Below are 15,666 nucleotides of genomic sequence, written 5' to 3'. Positions count from 1 at the left end.
TGTAACTCAGTAAGACAACCAAGTGATTGAATAATGAACAAAACAGAATTCTACGCGGACCTAAATCGCGACTTTCAGGCATTGATGGCAGGCGAAACCAGTTTTTTGGCTACGCTGGCCAACACCAGCGCGCTCCTCTTTGAGCGTCTGTCCGATGTCAACTGGGCCGGCTTTTACCTGCTGGAAGGCGAGACGTTAGTGCTGGGGCCTTTCCAGGGCAAACTGGCTTGCGTGCGTATTCCTGTCGGGCGTGGCGTGTGCGGTACCGCCGTGGCGCAAAACCTGGTGCAGCGTGTCGACGATGTCCACGCATTCGACGGGCATATTGCCTGCGACAGCGCCAGCAACGCGGAAATCGTTCTGCCGCTGGTGGTTAATAAGCAGATTATTGGTGTACTGGATATCGACAGCACTGTCTTCAGTCGCTTTACAGCCAACGATGAACAGGGCCTGCGCGAGCTGGTGGCGAATCTTGAAAACGTCCTCGCCGCGACCGATTATCAAAAATTCTTTGCGCGCGTCGCAGGATAATCAACGGATAACGTAGCATTTACGGATGGCGTCATTATAATGTCGCCTGTTCATGCCTGCGGCTTGTCGGCAACGTCCGTTGTAATCAGGAAATTTCATGGAAAATCAACCTAAGTTGAATAGCAGTAAAGAAGTCATCGCGTTCTTGGCCGAACGTTTTCCACAATGTTTTAGTGCCGAAGGCGAAGCTCGTCCCCTGAAAATTGGTATTTTTCAGGATCTGGTAGAACGTGTTGAAGGTGAGATGAGTCTCAGCAAAACCCAACTGCGTTCTGCTCTGCGTCTTTATACTTCAAGCTGGCGTTACCTTTACGGTATCAAAGCCGGTGCGACGCGTGTCGATCTCGACGGCAACCCGTGCGGTGTGCTGGATGAGCAGCACGTTGAACATGCTCGCAAGCAGCTTGAAGAAGCCAAAGCGCGTGTCCAGACCCAGCGTGCCGAACAGCAAGCGAAAAAACGCGAAGCTGCAGCGGCCAATGGTGAAGAAGACGCGCCTCGTCGCGAACGCAAACCGCGCCCAGCGCCGCGTCGCAAAGAGAATACCGAGCGTAAGCCACGTGCTGATCAACCAGCGGCTAAAGCCCCACGCGCACCTCGTGAAGAGCCGCGCCATACTCCGGTTTCTGACATTAACGCCCTCAGCGTCGGTCAGAATCTGAAAGTAAAAGCGGGCAACAATGCGATGGACGCCACCGTACTGGAAATCACCAAAGATGGCGTTCGTGTACAGCTGACTTCTGGTATGTCAATGATTGTACGCGCAGAACACTTGTTGTTCTGAAACGGAGGCCAGGCCCGGCATGAACACATTTTTTAAGCTCACCGCGCTGGCTGGCCTGTTTGCTATAACAGGCCACGCCTTCGCTGTGGACGAGATTACGCGTGTTGATCAGATTCCTGTTCTGAAGGAAGAGACACAGCACGCGACGGTCAGTGAGCGCGTTTCGTCGCGCTTCACCCGTTCGCACTACCGTCAGTTCGACCTCGACCAGGCTTTCTCGGCTAAAATTTTCGACCGCTATCTGAACCTGCTGGACTACAGTCACAACGTCCTGCTGGCCAGCGATGTCGAACAATTTACCAAAAGACAGTCTGTCGTCGGCGATGAATTACGCAGCGGCAAACTGGACCTGTTCTACGACCTGTACAACCTGTCGCAGAAACGCCGTTTTGAGCGCTATCAATACGCGCTCAAGGTGCTCGAGCGCCCGATGAACTTCACGGGTAACGACACCTTTAATCTTGACCGCAGTAAATCGCCGTGGCCGAAAGATGAAGCCGAGCTCAACACGCTGTGGGACAGCAAAGTTAAGTACGACGAGCTGAGCCTCAAACTCACCGGTAAAGATGAGAAAGAGATCCGCGAAACGCTGACCCGCCGCTACAAATTTGCCATTCGTCGCCTGGCGCAGACCAACAGTGAAGATGTGTTCTCGCTGGCGATGACGGCCTTCGCGCACGAAATCGATCCGCACACCAACTATCTGTCCCCGCGCAACACGGAACAGTTCAATACGGAGATGAGTCTTTCTCTGGAAGGGATTGGTGCCGTACTGCAGATGGATGACGACTACACCGTGATCAACTCTATGGTCGCCGGTGGCCCGGCAGCCAAAAGCAAGGCGATAAGCGTAGGCGATCGCATTGTGGGCGTGGGTCAGACCGGGCAGAACATGGTGGATGTGATCGGCTGGCGACTGGATGACGTGGTTGCTCTGATTAAAGGGCCGAAAGGCAGCAAAGTTCGCCTGGAAGTTCTGCCTGCCGGTAAAGGCACCAAAACCCGTATCGTTACCCTGACCCGTGAGCGCATCCGTCTGGAAGATCGCGCGGTGAAAATGTCGGTGAAAACCGTCGGTAAAGATAAAGTCGGCGTGCTGGATATTCCTGGCTTCTACGTTGGTCTGACGGACGACGTCAAAGTCCAGCTGCAGAAGCTGGAAAAACAGAACGTGAAGAGCGTGATCATCGATCTGCGCACGAACGGCGGCGGCGCACTGACCGAAGCGGTATCGCTTTCCGGTCTGTTTATTCCGTCCGGTCCGGTTGTGCAGGTGCGCGACAACAACGGTAAAGTGCGTGAAGATGCCGATACTGATGGCGTGGTGTACTACAAAGGTCCGCTGGTGGTGCTGGTCGATCGCTTCAGCGCCTCGGCATCGGAGATCTTTGCCGCTGCGATGCAGGATTACAGCCGCGCGCTGGTGGTCGGTGAACCTACCTTCGGTAAAGGCACGGTGCAGCAGTACCGCTCCCTGAACCGTATTTACGACCAGATGCTGCGTCCGGAATGGCCTGCGCTGGGCTCGGTACAATACACCATTCAGAAGTTCTATCGCGTGAATGGCGGCAGTACCCAGCGTAAAGGTGTGACCCCGGATATCATCATGCCGACCGGCAATGAAGAGACGGAAACCGGCGAGAAATTCGAAGATAACGCCCTGCCGTGGGACAGCATTAATGCTGCCACCTACGTCAAATCGGGTGATATCAGCCAGTTTGGTCCGGCATTGCTCAAACAGCACGATGAGCGTATCGCGAAGGATCCTGAGTTCCAGTACATCGCGAAGGACATTGCCCGTTTCAATGCCCTGAAAGCGAAGCGCAATATCGTCTCTCTGAATTACGCTCAGCGTCTGAAAGAGAATGACGAAGATGATGCTACGCGCCTGGCGCGCATCAACGACCGCTTCAAGCGCGAAGGCAAGCCAGAGCTGAAAAAGCTCGACGATCTGCCGAAGGATTATCAGGAACCCGATCCGTATCTCGATGAGACGGTCAAAATCGCCATTGACCTGGCGAAACTTGAAAAAGATCATCCTGCCAGCGACCCTGCACCGGCAAAATAGTCCTCCAACAGGCACAAGAAATTGTGCCTGTTTTTTTGTTAACCGCATCCTGCCGTCAGCCAGTGATCTGAAAGTGTAAAGTTGTGTCTTTCTGGTGACTTACACCCCGCCAAACCTTGAAAATACGCCGAATACCCATACGATGTGGGTAATCGTAATATGCGTTTTGTTAAACTGAGGTTAAAAGAAAATTATGATGCGAATCGGGCTTTTCCTGCTCACCAACCTTGCGGTCATGGTGGTTTTCGGGCTGGTGCTTAGCCTGACAGGAATTCAGTCAAGCAGCATTTCCGGCCTGTTAATTATGGCGTTGCTGTTTGGTTTCGGCGGTTCCTTTATCTCGCTGCTGATGTCCAAATGGATGGCGCTGAAATCCGTGGGTGGCGAGGTTATTGAGCAGCCGCGTAATGATATGGAACATTGGCTGATGACCACCGTGGCGAACCAGTCCCGCCAGGCGGGGATTGCGATGCCGCAGGTTGCTATCTATCACGCACCGGATATTAACGCGTTTGCGACCGGTGCACGCCGCGATGCCTCTCTGGTAGCGGTCAGTACCGGGCTGTTACAGAATATGAGTCGTGACGAAGCGGAAGCCGTTATTGCCCATGAAATCAGCCATATTGCTAACGGCGATATGGTCACCATGACTCTGATCCAGGGTGTTGTGAACACCTTCGTGATCTTTATCTCCCGTATTCTGGCGCAGATCGCGGCCGGATTTATGGGCGGCGACCGTGAAGAGGGCGAATCCAGCAACGGCAACCCGATGATCTACTTTGCCGTCTCCATGGTACTGGAACTGCTGTTTGGTATTCTGGCAAGCATCATCACCATGTGGTTCTCTCGTCACCGCGAGTTTCACGCGGATGCAGGTTCCGCAAAACTGGTGGGCCGCGAGAAGATGATTGCCGCCCTGCAGCGCCTGAAAACCAGCTACGAGCCGCAGGAGGCGTCCAGCATGATGGCGTTTTGCATTAACGGTAAATCGAAGTCGTTGAGCGAGCTGTTTATGTCTCACCCGCCGCTGGATAAGCGTATTGAAGCGCTGCGCAACGGGGAATACCTGAAGTAATCCGGCAGGTTAAAAAGGAAAAGCGCGTCGAATGACGCGCTTTTTTTATGCCTGTGTCTGTGGCTGCGTGACCCGTAGGCCGCTGATAATCGCGGCGACGGTCGCCAGCGCTCCGGCCGTATACAGCGCCACGTGGGTGCCGCCCTGGCCGAACAGGTTGAACATTAACGCCACCAGCGCCGCACCGGTACTTTGCCCCAGCAGTCGGGCGGTACCCAGCATGCCGCTGGCGCCACCGCTGCGATGGCGGGGGGCTGCGGTGATAATCGTATGGTTATTGGGGGACTGGAACAGGCCAAAACCGGCCCCGCAGAGCACCATCCGCCAGATGATATCCAGATCGTGAGGGGCGGCCGGCAGCAGGGCCAGCGCAAACAGACCGACGGCCATTACCCCCATTCCCAGCGTGCCTAACAATCCTGCATGCACCCGGCCAATCAAATAGCCCGCCAGCGGCGCCATCACCATAGTCGCCAGCGGCCAGGGCGTTAACAGCAGGCCGGTTTCCACTTCAGAGCGGCCAATCACGCTTTGCAGGAAAAAGGGCAGCGACACCATAGCCAGCATCTGCGCGCAAAAAGAACAGATCGAGGTGCCGATGGAGAGAGAAAAGAGCGGAATGCGCAGCAGATCCACCGGCAGCAGCGGCACCGGCAGCGCCAACTGGCGACGCACGAAAAAGAAGCCTACGATCAGCAAGGCCACGATTTCTGCGCCAATCAGCGTCAGCGACTGACCCTGAGCAAAGCCGCTCAGGGCGGTGATCAGCAGGCCAAAGGTGAGGGCATTCATCACCGCGCTTGGCAGATCGAACTTCGGCATATTGCTTTTGACCCCGTTAGCCGGCAGATAGCGCAGGGCGAACAGTAGGGCGATGATACCCAGCGGGACGTTGATCAAAAACAGCCACTGCCAGGAGGCAACGGAGAGGATCGCCGCTGCTATCGTCGGTCCCGCCGCAGATGACACGGCGACAATAAACGAGTTTATCCCCATCCCGCGTCCCAGCTGGCGTTGGGGATAGATAAGCCGAATCAATGCGGTATTAACGCTCATCAGCGCTGCGCCGCCAAAACCTTGAGCAATACGCGCCAGCGTCAGCAGGTGCAGCGTGTCCGAAAGGGCGCAAAACAGGGATGTCAGCGTAAACACCACCAGCCCGCACTGGTATACCCGGCGATAGCCAAACATATCGCCGAGAAAAGAGAACGACAGCAGCGAGATAACAATCGCTATCTGGTAGGCGTTAACAACCCAGATAGAGCTGGCAGGGGAGGCGTTGAGATCGCTGGCGATGGTCGGCAGGGCGACGTTGGCGATCGCGCCATCCAGTACGGCCATCGAAATACCGATAATAATCGTAAAAATTGCGCCATACCGCTGGGGCAACGGCAGTCCATCTGAAGGGGTTATCGTCATGGGAATTAATTAGCATTATGGTGATTATTATGAGGATAGTGAGTTTAGCACCGTTATTTTGGTTATATGTCGCAGATTTGTAACCAGGTGAGCCAGGATCGTTTGCAGCAAGGCGGCGACGAATTTATAATAAAAACCGGTTCTGAATTTTATAAAACACTTGGGTTGAGGTGATGAATGGCAATCGCAGATTTGGATAAACAACCAGATTCTGTTTCTTCTGTGTTGAAGGTGTTTGGCATCCTGCAGGCGCTTGGAGAAGAGCGCGAAATTGGTATTACCGAGCTGTCACAGCGTGTGATGATGTCGAAAAGCACTGTTTATCGCTTTTTGCAGACCATGAAGTCACTGGGCTATGTCGCACAGGAAGGTGAGTCAGAAAAATACTCGCTGACCCTGAAACTGTTCGAGCTGGGCGCACGCGCGCTGCAGAATGTCGATCTTATTCGTAGCGCGGATATTCAGATGCGTGAACTCTCTCGCCTGACGAAAGAGACCGTTCACCTGGGCGCGCTGGATGAAGACAGCATAGTCTACATCCATAAAATCGACTCCATGTACAACCTGCGTATGTACTCCCGCATTGGTCGTCGTAACCCGCTGTACAGTACCGCTATCGGTAAAGTATTGCTGGCGTGGCGCGACCGTGAAGAGGTGAAGCAAATCCTCGAAGGCGTTGAGTATAAGCGCAGCACTGACCGGACCATCACCAGCACGGAAGAGCTGCTGCAGGTTCTGGATCAGGTGCGTACGCAAGGTTACGGCGAAGATAACCAGGAGCAGGAAGAAGGCTTACGCTGCATTGGCGTACCGGTATTCGACCGCTTTGGAGTAGTGATCGCCGGTCTGAGCATCTCCTTCCCGACGCTGCGCTTCTCTGAAGAGCATCTGCATGAGTATGTGGCAATGCTGCATACGGCGGCACGGAAGATTTCTGAACAGATGGGTTATAACGACTATCCGTTCTGATTGAGACCAGCAATGAAAAACGCCGCCTTGATGGCGGCGTTTTTTATGCATCCGGTTAACCGTTATCGACCACCATCTCGCTCTTACGCAGCAGCGGGCAGCGGGAGAGTCCGATAATTCCGCTGTCGGAATGAATGTACTGCGCCGTGCTAATCCCCCTCGCGGTGAGATACTGGCACTGGATCCCCAGTCCGGCGGCATTCTCTTTGCTGCCAATCAGCACCCCGTAGCCTGCAAGCAGCAAACCAGTCCAGACGAGTGCTATAACAATCAGTGTGCGAATAAAAAAGCGCATTATGGCCTCATAGTTTTTATATGACTGCCGCTTAGCGTAATCGATACAGTCACTTAAACAAGTGTATGATTCCGAAAGCAACGTGTTCGCATTACGGTTAGCCGTGGTTTAAGTTGCCCATGATAACCTGGAAACATGAGGTTAGAGGACGGAGAGTGGAGTGAAAAAAATACGCTGGATTATCCTGGCTGTGGTGTTGATTGCCTGCGTGGTGCTCTGGACACAGACCCTTAACGTGATGTGCGACCAGGATGTACAGTTTTTTAGCGGTATCTGTTCTGTTAATAAGTTTATCCCCTGGTAAGCGTCATTTTTCGCGCAAATGATTTCCTTCCTGAATGCGAGTGGTAAGATGAGCGCTTTTATTGAGGGGGTGAAATGGGTGAGTTACTGAATGCCGGGATGTTGAGTGTGGCATCACTGGTTGTTTCGTTTGTCTTGCTGCTGGCAGGTCTGGTCGCGTGGTTTTTTGTTAACCGTGCCAGTTCCCGTACCAACGAGCAGATTGAACTACTGGAAACGCTGGTGGAGTTGCAAAAGCGTCAGAACGCGCTGCTGCGTCGCCTGTGCGATGCCAACGAACCGGAAGTAAAAGAGGCGCCGAAAGTGGCAGAAGAAGCGGCAAGCAATCAAGACGATGATTTTATTCGTCTGGTGGCTGAGCGCTAAGCAGACCGGGAGGAGAACATGGCCTGGAGAAATCCCTGGTATAATTCCTCCCTTGCACACCATACTCCGCAGGGTTTTCGCAATGCCGATGCCCCTGCTCATCAACCTGGCGATGTCGAACGCTGGCGTAAAGCGCGTAAAGCCGCCGGGTTGCCCAAACCGCCTTCTCAAGGCTACGATCATTTTATCAGCCAGTGGTGGCAACCGGTTACGCTGAACAGCGAAGCGGAAGACGGTGTCTGGTGGCTGGGACACGCCAGTCTGCTACTGCGCCTTGCTGGTCGCTATATTCTGACGGATCCCGTTTTTTCCCATCGCGCATCCCCTTTACCCTTTGCCGGGCCGCAGCGAAAAACCCCTTCCGTGATGTCGGTGGCCGCACTTCCCCCGCTGGATGCGCTGGTGATTTCCCATAATCATTACGATCATCTGGATAACGCCACGGTGCGCCAGCTGATAAAGCGCTTCCCGCAGCTCACCTTTTTTGTACCGCTAGGGCTCGGCGACTGGTGCCGTCGTCGTGGCGCAAAGCATGTTGTTGAGCTGGACTGGTGGCAAAGCTACGTTTTTGAAGGCCTGACGTTTACCGCTGTGCCTGCCCAACACTGGAGCATGCGCCGCCCGTGGGATCGTAATCGCGCCCTGTGGTGTGGTTGGGTAATGGAAGGGAAAAACCAGCGCTTCTGGTTTAGCGGTGATACCGGCTACTCCCCGGAGCTGCTCACTATTCCGGAACGTCTGGGAAAGCTCGATACGGTTGCCTTACCTGTGGGGGCTTATGCACCACGTTGGTTCATGTCACTTAATCATATGGATCCGCAGTCGGCCGTCGCCCTCTGGCAGCAACTGGGCATGCCGCTGGCTATTCCGGTTCATTGGGGGGTGTTTGAGCTGGCAGATGAGTCGCTTGACGAGCCGGTTAACGAGCTAAGCCAGGCGTTACAGGATGTGGCACCGGATAACAGTCGCTTTCACATCCTGAAGATCGGTCAATATTTATCCTTATAACAACTCAGCGCCGGGTTATTGAATATTCTGTATTAAGTCGACGACAGTCATACATTATTTTAATCGAAACGTTTTGCTTGCCTTTTTTTGATGCAGGTTCATAAAAATATCATTATTTTGGTGCATGGCGATAAATACAACAGCGGTGTATATAAGTTGCACAAGCGAAGCGATATACAATGTTTTCTCGGTGCAACCATTGCTTAGCGTTGCGATCAATTCAGAATAACATGTCATAAAAAGTACTAACTGAAATAACCCCGGAAGGGAACTTTTTCACCTTGCTGGACGACTTGAACATATTGAGCTATGGTAAAAAAGTCTTTGATTACAGCGGCTACGCTGGCTGAGGCGGGTTGCGCTGCCTTCTGGTACGGTATACACAGAACGTGCGTATTTGTGCAGATTGTGGCAGATCAGTCTCAGAATTTGTGCGACTGATCGAGACATGTTTAAAAATGGCTTGCCATTATTTAAGTAGTATGTGATAACACGGCTTAGGTCAAACGAGGTACAGTTCTGTTTATGTGTGGCATTTTCAGTAAAGAAGTCCTGAGTAAACACGTTGTCGTTGAATACCGCTTCTCTGCCGAACCTTATATTAGTGCCTCATGCAGTAATGTCTCAGTTTTATCTCAGTGAATGCCTGCGGGCTAAGAAAACATTCTAAGGAATTTTGCAAATGGCAAAGATTAAAGGTCAAGTTAAGTGGTTCAACGAGTCTAAAGGTTTTGGCTTCATTACTCCTGCTGACGGCAGCAAAGATGTATTCGTACATTTCTCTGCAATCCAGGGTAACGGCTTCAAAACTCTGGCTGAAGGCCAGAACGTTGAGTTCGAAATTCAGGACGGCCAGAAAGGTCCGGCTGCTGTTAACGTAACCGCTATCTGATCGGACACCTGCCAACTCTGAATCGTTCCGACGCTTCAGTTGCAGAGATAAAGCCTCGCAAATGCGGGGCTTTTTAATGCGTCTTTTTCAAAGTGTTACCACATGCGCTCCAGTTAGCAATTTGTTGCAAAGCTGCGAGGTTATTAGCATTGTTTTTGCCCCTACCAGCCATTTTTCCCGTTAAATCAGTGCGTTGTTAACTAGCCCTGGAGCACTGGTGAAAAAGAAACCCGCCCATCCCGCCTCAAACTTCACCCCGTTACGTTTTGCACTTCTCTGTCTGGCCATTCTGGGGAGTCTGGTGTTCCTGCTGGGACGCGTCGCCTGGCTGCAGATCATTAATCCAGACCCGCTGGTAAAGCAGGAAGATATGCGCTCCCTGCGTGAAGTGGCGATCGATGCCCCAAGAGGGATGATCGTTGACCGCGAGGGGAACGCACTGGCCGTCAGCGTACCGGTGCAGGCGGTGTGGGCCGATCCAAAAACGGTGCTGGGAAAAGGCGGCGTGGGTTCTGACTATCGCTGGCAGGCATTAGCCAGCGCGCTGCACCTGTCGCTTTCGGACCTGGCCGCACGCATTAACAGCAATCCCCATGGCAGGTTTATCTACCTGGCGCGTCAGGTGGATCCCACACAGGCCCACTGGATCGATAAGCTGCATTTACCGGGCATCAGCCTGCGCGATGAATCCCGACGCTTTTACCCGGCCGGGCACGTGGCGGCCAATCTGATTGGCTTCACCAACATTGACGGCCAGGGTATAGAAGGGATTGAAAAAAGCTTTAATTCCCAACTAACCGGCAAACCGGGTCTGCGGCGAGTGCGTGAGGATCGCTACGGCCACGTGGTGGAAAATATCACCGAAGTCCCGCCGGTACCGGCGCACAACATCCAACTCAGTATCGATAAGCGGCTGCAAACGCTCACCGAAGATGCGCTGGATAACGCCGTCGCATGGAATAAAGCAGAGTCGGGCGCGGCGGTGCTGATTAACATTCAGACCGGAGAGATCCTGGCGATGGCGAGCTTCCCGGACTTCAACCCCAATAATCGCGAAGGTGCGACATTGAATGACTTCCGTAACCGGGCCATCAGCGACACCTTTGAGCCGGGCTCTACCGTCAAACCACTGGTACTGATGACCGCCCTACAGCAAAATCTGGTCCAGCCGGACAGTGTCATCGATACCCATCCCTATACCCTGGCCGGGCACCGCATCCGCGATGTCGGCTATTATCCCGAGCTGACTCTCACCGGCATTCTGCAAAAATCGAGCGACACCGGGGTATCTCGTCTGTCGCTGGCGATGCCGATTCAGCGTCTGCTGGATACTTATCACGCGTTTGGCTTTGGTCGCACCACTGGGCTGGGGTTAACCGGTGAAAGCAGCGGTCTGCTGCCAACGCGAAAATTCTGGAGTCAGTTGGATCGGGCGACATTCGCGTTTGGTTACGGCCTGATGGCTACCCCGCTGCAGCTGGCTCATGTCTACGCCACCATCGGCAGCTACGGGATCGAACGGCCATTGTCGATAACCCGCATCGATCCACCCGTCCTCGGTACCCGAGTCATGCCGGAAGAGATTGTGCATCAAGTCGAGCATATGATGGAAAGCGTGGCGCTACCCGGCGGCGGCGGGATCAAAGCTGCGGTGCGTGACTACCGGGTGGCGGTCAAAACCGGTACTGCGAAGAAAATTGACGACGGTGGCCAGTATGTCGACAAATATGTGGCCTATACCGCTGGCGTAGCCCCGGCCAGCCGCCCGGTGTTTGCGCTCGCGGTGGTGATCAACGATCCGCAAAACGGAGCTTATTACGGCGGGGCGGTGTCGGCGCCGGTATTTAGTCAAATCATGGGTGACGTTTTGCGCATTGAGAACATAAAACCGGATGGGTTACCGGCAGATTCAAGCCATCTTATCGTTATGCGCTAAGGTCGTTTTATAGCGGGACGATTAGCGGTACACTTTCGCCCTTTATGATTGCCCGGAGTTCCCATGACATTCTGCTGTCCTCTTTGCCACGCGCCGCTGGCGCATATGGATAAAAGCTACGCCTGCCCGCAGGGGCATCGCTACGATATGGCGAAAGAGGGGTATGTCAATCTGCTGCCGGTTCAGCATAAGCGGTCCCGCGATCCAGGCGACAGCGCGGAGATGATGCAGGCGCGCAGAGCGTTTCTCGATGCCGGGCACTATCAGCCCCTGCGCGACGCGGTTGCCAGCAAGCTGGAAGAGATCCTGCCTGACGGCGCCTCATCGATTCTGGACATTGGCTGTGGGGAAGGGTATTACACCGCCGCGTTTGCCCGTACCGCCGAAGAGAAGGGTGCCATCACGTTTGGCCTGGATGTCTCTAAATCGGCGATCCGTGCCGCCGCCAAACGCTATTCTCAGGTGACATTCTGCGTGGCATCCAGCCATCGCCTGCCGTTTGAGCAGAGCAGTATGGATGCGGTGATCCGTATTTATGCCCCCTGTAAAGGCGAAGAGCTGGCGCGGGTAGTGAAAGAGGGGGGCTGGGTGATTACCGTAACGCCGGGTCCGCGTCACTTAATGGAGCTAAAAGGGCTGATTTACAGTGAAGTTCTGCTGCATGCCCCGCATTCTGAACAGCTGCCGGGCTTTGTGCTCCAGCAAGAGCAGTCGCTGGCCTATGAAATGTCGTTGACGGGGAAAGAGGCGGTTGCGCTGCTGCAGATGACGCCGTTTGCCTGGCGGGCAAAGCCGGAGGTGTGGGAAACGCTGGCGGCACAGGAAACGTTCAGCTGCCAGACGGATTTCAGCATCCACTGCTGGCAGCGAGTCGATTAACCGGCGAAGTGATTCCACAGGATCTGCGCGCCAATCCCGATCAGCACCACACCGCCGAGTATCTCGGCGCGTTTGCCTAACAGCGGGCCGATAAAGCGGCCAACCATAATTCCCAGCGTTGACATAATGAAGGTCGCACAGCCGATCGCCAGCGCGGTGGTCAAGATGCTGACCTGCAGGAAAGCCAGCCCAACGCCAACGGCCATCGCATCGAGACTGGTAGCGATGGCTGTTGTCACCAGCAGCCAGAAGCCGTGACGGCGAACCGGCGTTTCGTCTTCATCGATATCATTGCGGATCCCTTCAATCACCATTCGGCCGCCGAGGAAAACCAGCAGCGTAAAGGCGATCCAGTGGTTCCATTCCAGCACGAACTGGCTGGCGAGCATGCCCAAAGCCCAGCCGATAAGCGGGGTCAGGGTTTCGATAGCGCCAAAGATAAGACCGGTGCGCAGGGCTTCAGACAATTTTGGTTTGTGGAGCGTCGCGCCTTTTCCAATGGAAGCCGCAAATGCGTCCATCGACATACCAAAGGCCAGAAGAAGTGTTGCAGAGAGGTTCATCAGCGCGTCCAGACCGGGAATATCCATATGACACATCACTGCCCCCAGTAAACAGCAGTAAATGCATCTATGGTCTCGCCTGATCGTTCTGCTGACGCAGAACCATCCGTACGTGCCACGTTTTTCAACGAGTATGTTGACACGTACATTTCCGGCATAGCGGAAATCGGCTACTCCCCAACGACGGGCGCAACCTTAACATATTTTGAGAATGTAAAACAATAACCGACTTGTATTATCTTATTAACCAAACGATAACGATTTTCATTTAGATTGATTCGTGAAAATAACGTTAAAAACATATCGTCATTAAGGTTAAATAATATAGCTTTGGCTATAACCGATTGCGGAAAACTTGCCAGAATATAGCCAGTGCTATCTCTTTAACTTATTGAACTTTAACGAGTAGTTTGTATATGCGTTCCAGGTCGTCTATATTTCGTACCCGAACAAGCAGGCGACGCTGCTCTAATTGCATCACCAGTACGCCGTCCTCAGATAAATTCATCTCTTTAATACGGTTATATTCTATCCAGACGTTGGCGAAAAAGAATCCAGCGCTTTTAAAGATTATTTTCGGGGCGCGGAGCCAGAACAGATAAAAGGCCATTAATGCCAGCACACATAATAACCATGTGGTTAATAAAGCACCCTGGCTCATCACGTTGTTATAAATCAGGATCATCAGTAGACCAGCAAAAATCACCGCATCAACGCGACCACGACGCAAAAGAGGGATAGTGAGCAACGTCTTGCCGTTGCGGCGGGGCATGATCAATTCGTCGTAGATGGCATAGGCCAGAAGAGCAACAATAAACAGTACCAGTACGATGTCCGTGATCGTCATTCATCCTCCAGATAAAAAAACCGGGGGCAGGCCCCCGGTGTATCAGGTCAAATCTTACAGGCCCAGCAGGCCGATGGCATAGCCAACGATACCGATGACGAAGAAGCCAACGATGATCCACAGAGCGTTAACTTTCTTACGCAGCAGCCACATACAGGCGAAGGTCAACAGCAGCGGGACCAGGCCCGGCATCAGCTGATCGAGGATTGTCTGTACGGTGGTGACGCGAGTCTGACCATCCTGACCGGTGATTGTCGAGACCACCAGCGGAATGTTGACGTGGGTCCACTTGTTAACCAGTGCCCCCATGACAAACAGGCCCAGAATCGACGCCCCCTCGGTCAGTTTCTGCAGGAAGCCGCCGCCCATATCTTTAACGATGTCGATACCTTTACGGTAGCCGTATGCCACGCCGTAGTAACGGGTTGCCAGACGGACGGCGTTGAACAGGATAAAAAACAGCAGGGGACCCAGCAGGCTACCGCTCATCGCGATTCCTGCCCCCAGTGCCGCAAAGACCGGGCGCACGGTACCCCAGAAGATCGGGTCACCCACGCCTGCCAGCGGCCCCATCAGACCAACTTTGATCCCGTTGATGGCACCGTCGTCAATCTCGGCGCCATTGGCACGCTGCTCTTCCATCGCCAGCGTTACGCCGAGAACCGGGGCCGCAACGTACGGATGGGTGTTAAAGAATTCCAGGTGACGTTTAATCGCCTGGCGACGCGCCTCGTTGTTTTCTGGATACAGGCGTTTGATCGCCGGTACCATCGAGAAGCAAAAGCCCAGCGCCTGCATACGTTCGAAGTTCCATGAACCCTGGAACAGGTTTGAACGAATGAATACGCCACGAATATCGCTCGGAGTGAGTTTTTTCTCCGGGGTAGTTTTTGTCATATCAACCATTTCGCTCACCTGCTAGTCCAGTTCGTTATCGAGATCGTTGTTGCCAGCAGCCTGCGCTGGTGCACCCGCGACGCGGTTATATTTCGGGCTGAGCTGAATGTAGAGGATGGCCATAACAGCACCAATCACACCCAAGGCCACGAGGTTAAAGTTAGTAAACGCCGCGGTAACAAAACCGAGATAGAAGAACGGCATCAGGTAGCCCGCACGCATCATGTTGATGACCATTGCGTAACCGACAACCACGATCATGCCACCGGCAATGTTCAGGCCGCTGGTGACCACTTCAGGAATAGCATTCAGCAGACCCTGAACTTCGCTGGTGCCAACGGACACCGCCACGATAACGGCAGGAATCGCGATACGCATCGCCTGCAGGAACAGGGAGGAGATGTGGATCCAGGACAGTGCCGTCAGGTTTCCGCTGTCGGCCGCCTTATCCGCCGCATGCTGGAAGGCAACGGTGATGGTACGAACGATAATGGTCAGTACCTGACCGGCTGCAGCCAGTGGGATAGCCAGCGCGATACCGGCGCCGATATTCTGATGACCGGCGATAACCAGAACGGTCGAGATGATGGATGCCAGCGCGGCGTCCGGCGCAACCGCCGCACCGATGTTCATCCAGCCGAGGGCGATCATTTCCAGCGTACCACCGATGATGATACCGGTTTTCATATCGCCCAGAACGGCACCAATTAACGTACAGGCGACCAGCGGACGGTGAAACTGAAATTCATCAAGTACGGATTCCATACCGGCAATACACGCGACGACGAACACCAGCACAATCTGAAGAGTGGTAATCTCCATTGTACTTCTCCT

The 15,666-nt window shown here is 53.8% G+C and carries 17 protein-coding genes and 1 pseudogene; 12 read left to right on the top strand and 6 right to left on the bottom strand.

The features are described 5' to 3' along the window. The first annotated feature begins 33 nt into the window (after positions 1–33). From ACRDD5_RS14530 to htpX, 4 genes are all read left to right on the top strand, one after another. On the top strand, positions 34–531 hold the full coding sequence (locus ACRDD5_RS14530; RefSeq protein ID WP_438677134.1) for a GAF domain-containing protein: 498 nt from the start codon (positions 34–36) through the stop codon (positions 529–531). A 97-nt stretch (positions 532–628) separates the two neighbouring features. After that, positions 629–1,315, top strand: a complete 687-nt coding sequence (gene proQ / locus ACRDD5_RS14525) for an RNA chaperone ProQ (RefSeq protein ID WP_271283996.1) — start codon at positions 629–631, stop codon at positions 1,313–1,315. A 19-nt stretch (positions 1,316–1,334) separates the two neighbouring features. Further along, positions 1,335–3,383, top strand: coding sequence for a carboxy terminal-processing peptidase (prc, locus tag ACRDD5_RS14520; RefSeq protein WP_438677133.1), 2,049 nt, complete (start codon positions 1,335–1,337; stop codon positions 3,381–3,383). 193 nt (positions 3,384–3,576) lie between these two features. Then, positions 3,577–4,458: a protease HtpX gene (gene htpX, locus ACRDD5_RS14515; RefSeq protein ID WP_271283998.1), complete on the top strand. Its 882-nt coding sequence runs from the start codon at positions 3,577–3,579 to the stop codon at positions 4,456–4,458. 45 nt (positions 4,459–4,503) lie between these two features. On the opposite strand, the gene ACRDD5_RS14510 is transcribed toward htpX, so the two are convergent. Beyond that, entirely contained in the window at positions 4,504–5,877 is a 1,374-nt protein-coding gene (locus tag ACRDD5_RS14510; protein ID WP_271283999.1) for an MFS transporter, read from the bottom strand. Between the two features lie 177 nt (positions 5,878–6,054). Here ACRDD5_RS14510 and kdgR point away from each other — a divergent pair, with 177 nt between their 5' ends. Beyond that, positions 6,055–6,846: a DNA-binding transcriptional regulator KdgR gene (gene kdgR, locus ACRDD5_RS14505; protein WP_271284000.1), complete on the top strand. Its 792-nt coding sequence runs from the start codon at positions 6,055–6,057 to the stop codon at positions 6,844–6,846. Positions 6,847–6,901: 55 nt separating this feature from the next. On the opposite strand, the gene ACRDD5_RS14500 is transcribed toward kdgR, so the two are convergent. Continuing rightward, the gene (locus tag ACRDD5_RS14500) at positions 6,902–7,141 is read right to left on the bottom strand and encodes a YobH family protein (protein ID WP_271268442.1); all 240 of its coding nucleotides are present in this window, start codon (positions 7,139–7,141) and stop codon (positions 6,902–6,904) included. 160 nt (positions 7,142–7,301) lie between these two features. On the opposite strand from ACRDD5_RS14500, the gene mgrB reads away from it, so the two are divergent. The 7 genes and pseudogenes from mgrB to rlmA all read left to right on the top strand — a co-directional run bounded on the left by mgrB (position 7,302) and on the right by rlmA (position 12,525). Continuing rightward, positions 7,302–7,445: a PhoP/PhoQ regulator MgrB gene (gene mgrB, locus ACRDD5_RS14495; RefSeq protein WP_271284001.1), complete on the top strand. Its 144-nt coding sequence runs from the start codon at positions 7,302–7,304 to the stop codon at positions 7,443–7,445. Between the two features lie 74 nt (positions 7,446–7,519). Next, positions 7,520–7,810: a YebO family protein gene (locus ACRDD5_RS14490; RefSeq protein ID WP_438677132.1), complete on the top strand. Its 291-nt coding sequence runs from the start codon at positions 7,520–7,522 to the stop codon at positions 7,808–7,810. A gap of 18 nt (positions 7,811–7,828) precedes the next feature. Beyond that, positions 7,829–8,818, top strand: coding sequence for an MBL fold metallo-hydrolase (locus ACRDD5_RS14485; protein ID WP_438677131.1), 990 nt, complete (start codon positions 7,829–7,831; stop codon positions 8,816–8,818). Between the two features lie 525 nt (positions 8,819–9,343). After that, positions 9,344–9,488, top strand: a pseudogene (locus ACRDD5_RS14480) (DUF2627 domain-containing protein). 12 nt (positions 9,489–9,500) lie between these two features. Beyond that, a complete protein-coding gene (gene cspE, locus ACRDD5_RS14475) occupies positions 9,501–9,710 on the top strand; it encodes a transcription antiterminator/RNA stability regulator CspE (RefSeq protein WP_001062678.1) in 210 nt (69 codons plus the stop codon). A 217-nt stretch (positions 9,711–9,927) separates the two neighbouring features. Then, on the top strand, positions 9,928–11,646 hold the full coding sequence (gene ftsI / locus ACRDD5_RS14470; RefSeq protein WP_438677130.1) for a peptidoglycan glycosyltransferase FtsI: 1,719 nt from the start codon (positions 9,928–9,930) through the stop codon (positions 11,644–11,646). A 63-nt stretch (positions 11,647–11,709) separates the two neighbouring features. Continuing rightward, complete coding sequence (gene rlmA, locus ACRDD5_RS14465) at positions 11,710–12,525, top strand: 23S rRNA (guanine(745)-N(1))-methyltransferase (RefSeq protein WP_438677129.1); 816 nt, start codon at positions 11,710–11,712, stop codon at positions 12,523–12,525. On the opposite strand, the gene mntP is transcribed toward rlmA, so the two are convergent. From mntP to ACRDD5_RS14445, 4 genes are all read right to left on the bottom strand, one after another. Further along, entirely contained in the window at positions 12,522–13,088 is a 567-nt protein-coding gene (gene mntP / locus ACRDD5_RS14460; RefSeq protein ID WP_438677157.1) for a manganese efflux pump MntP, read from the bottom strand. The genes rlmA and mntP overlap by 4 nt on opposite strands. A 388-nt stretch (positions 13,089–13,476) precedes the next feature. After that, a complete protein-coding gene (locus ACRDD5_RS14455) occupies positions 13,477–13,935 on the bottom strand; it encodes a DUF986 family protein (protein ID WP_438677128.1) in 459 nt (152 codons plus the stop codon). 54 nt (positions 13,936–13,989) lie between these two features. After that, positions 13,990–14,841: a PTS mannose transporter subunit IID gene (locus tag ACRDD5_RS14450; RefSeq protein WP_271268435.1), complete on the bottom strand. Its 852-nt coding sequence runs from the start codon at positions 14,839–14,841 to the stop codon at positions 13,990–13,992. Between the two features lie 12 nt (positions 14,842–14,853). Next, complete coding sequence (locus tag ACRDD5_RS14445; protein WP_271284007.1) at positions 14,854–15,654, bottom strand: PTS mannose/fructose/sorbose transporter subunit IIC; 801 nt, start codon at positions 15,652–15,654, stop codon at positions 14,854–14,856. Positions 15,655–15,666: the final 12 nt, after the last annotated feature.

This window comes from Silvania sp., from assembly GCF_051656365.1.
Taxonomy (GTDB): domain Bacteria; phylum Pseudomonadota; class Gammaproteobacteria; order Enterobacterales; family Enterobacteriaceae; genus Enterobacter; species Enterobacter hatchlandensis.
The sequence above is the reverse complement of the archived record's forward strand: the minus strand, read 5'-3'. Positions and strand labels throughout refer to the sequence as shown.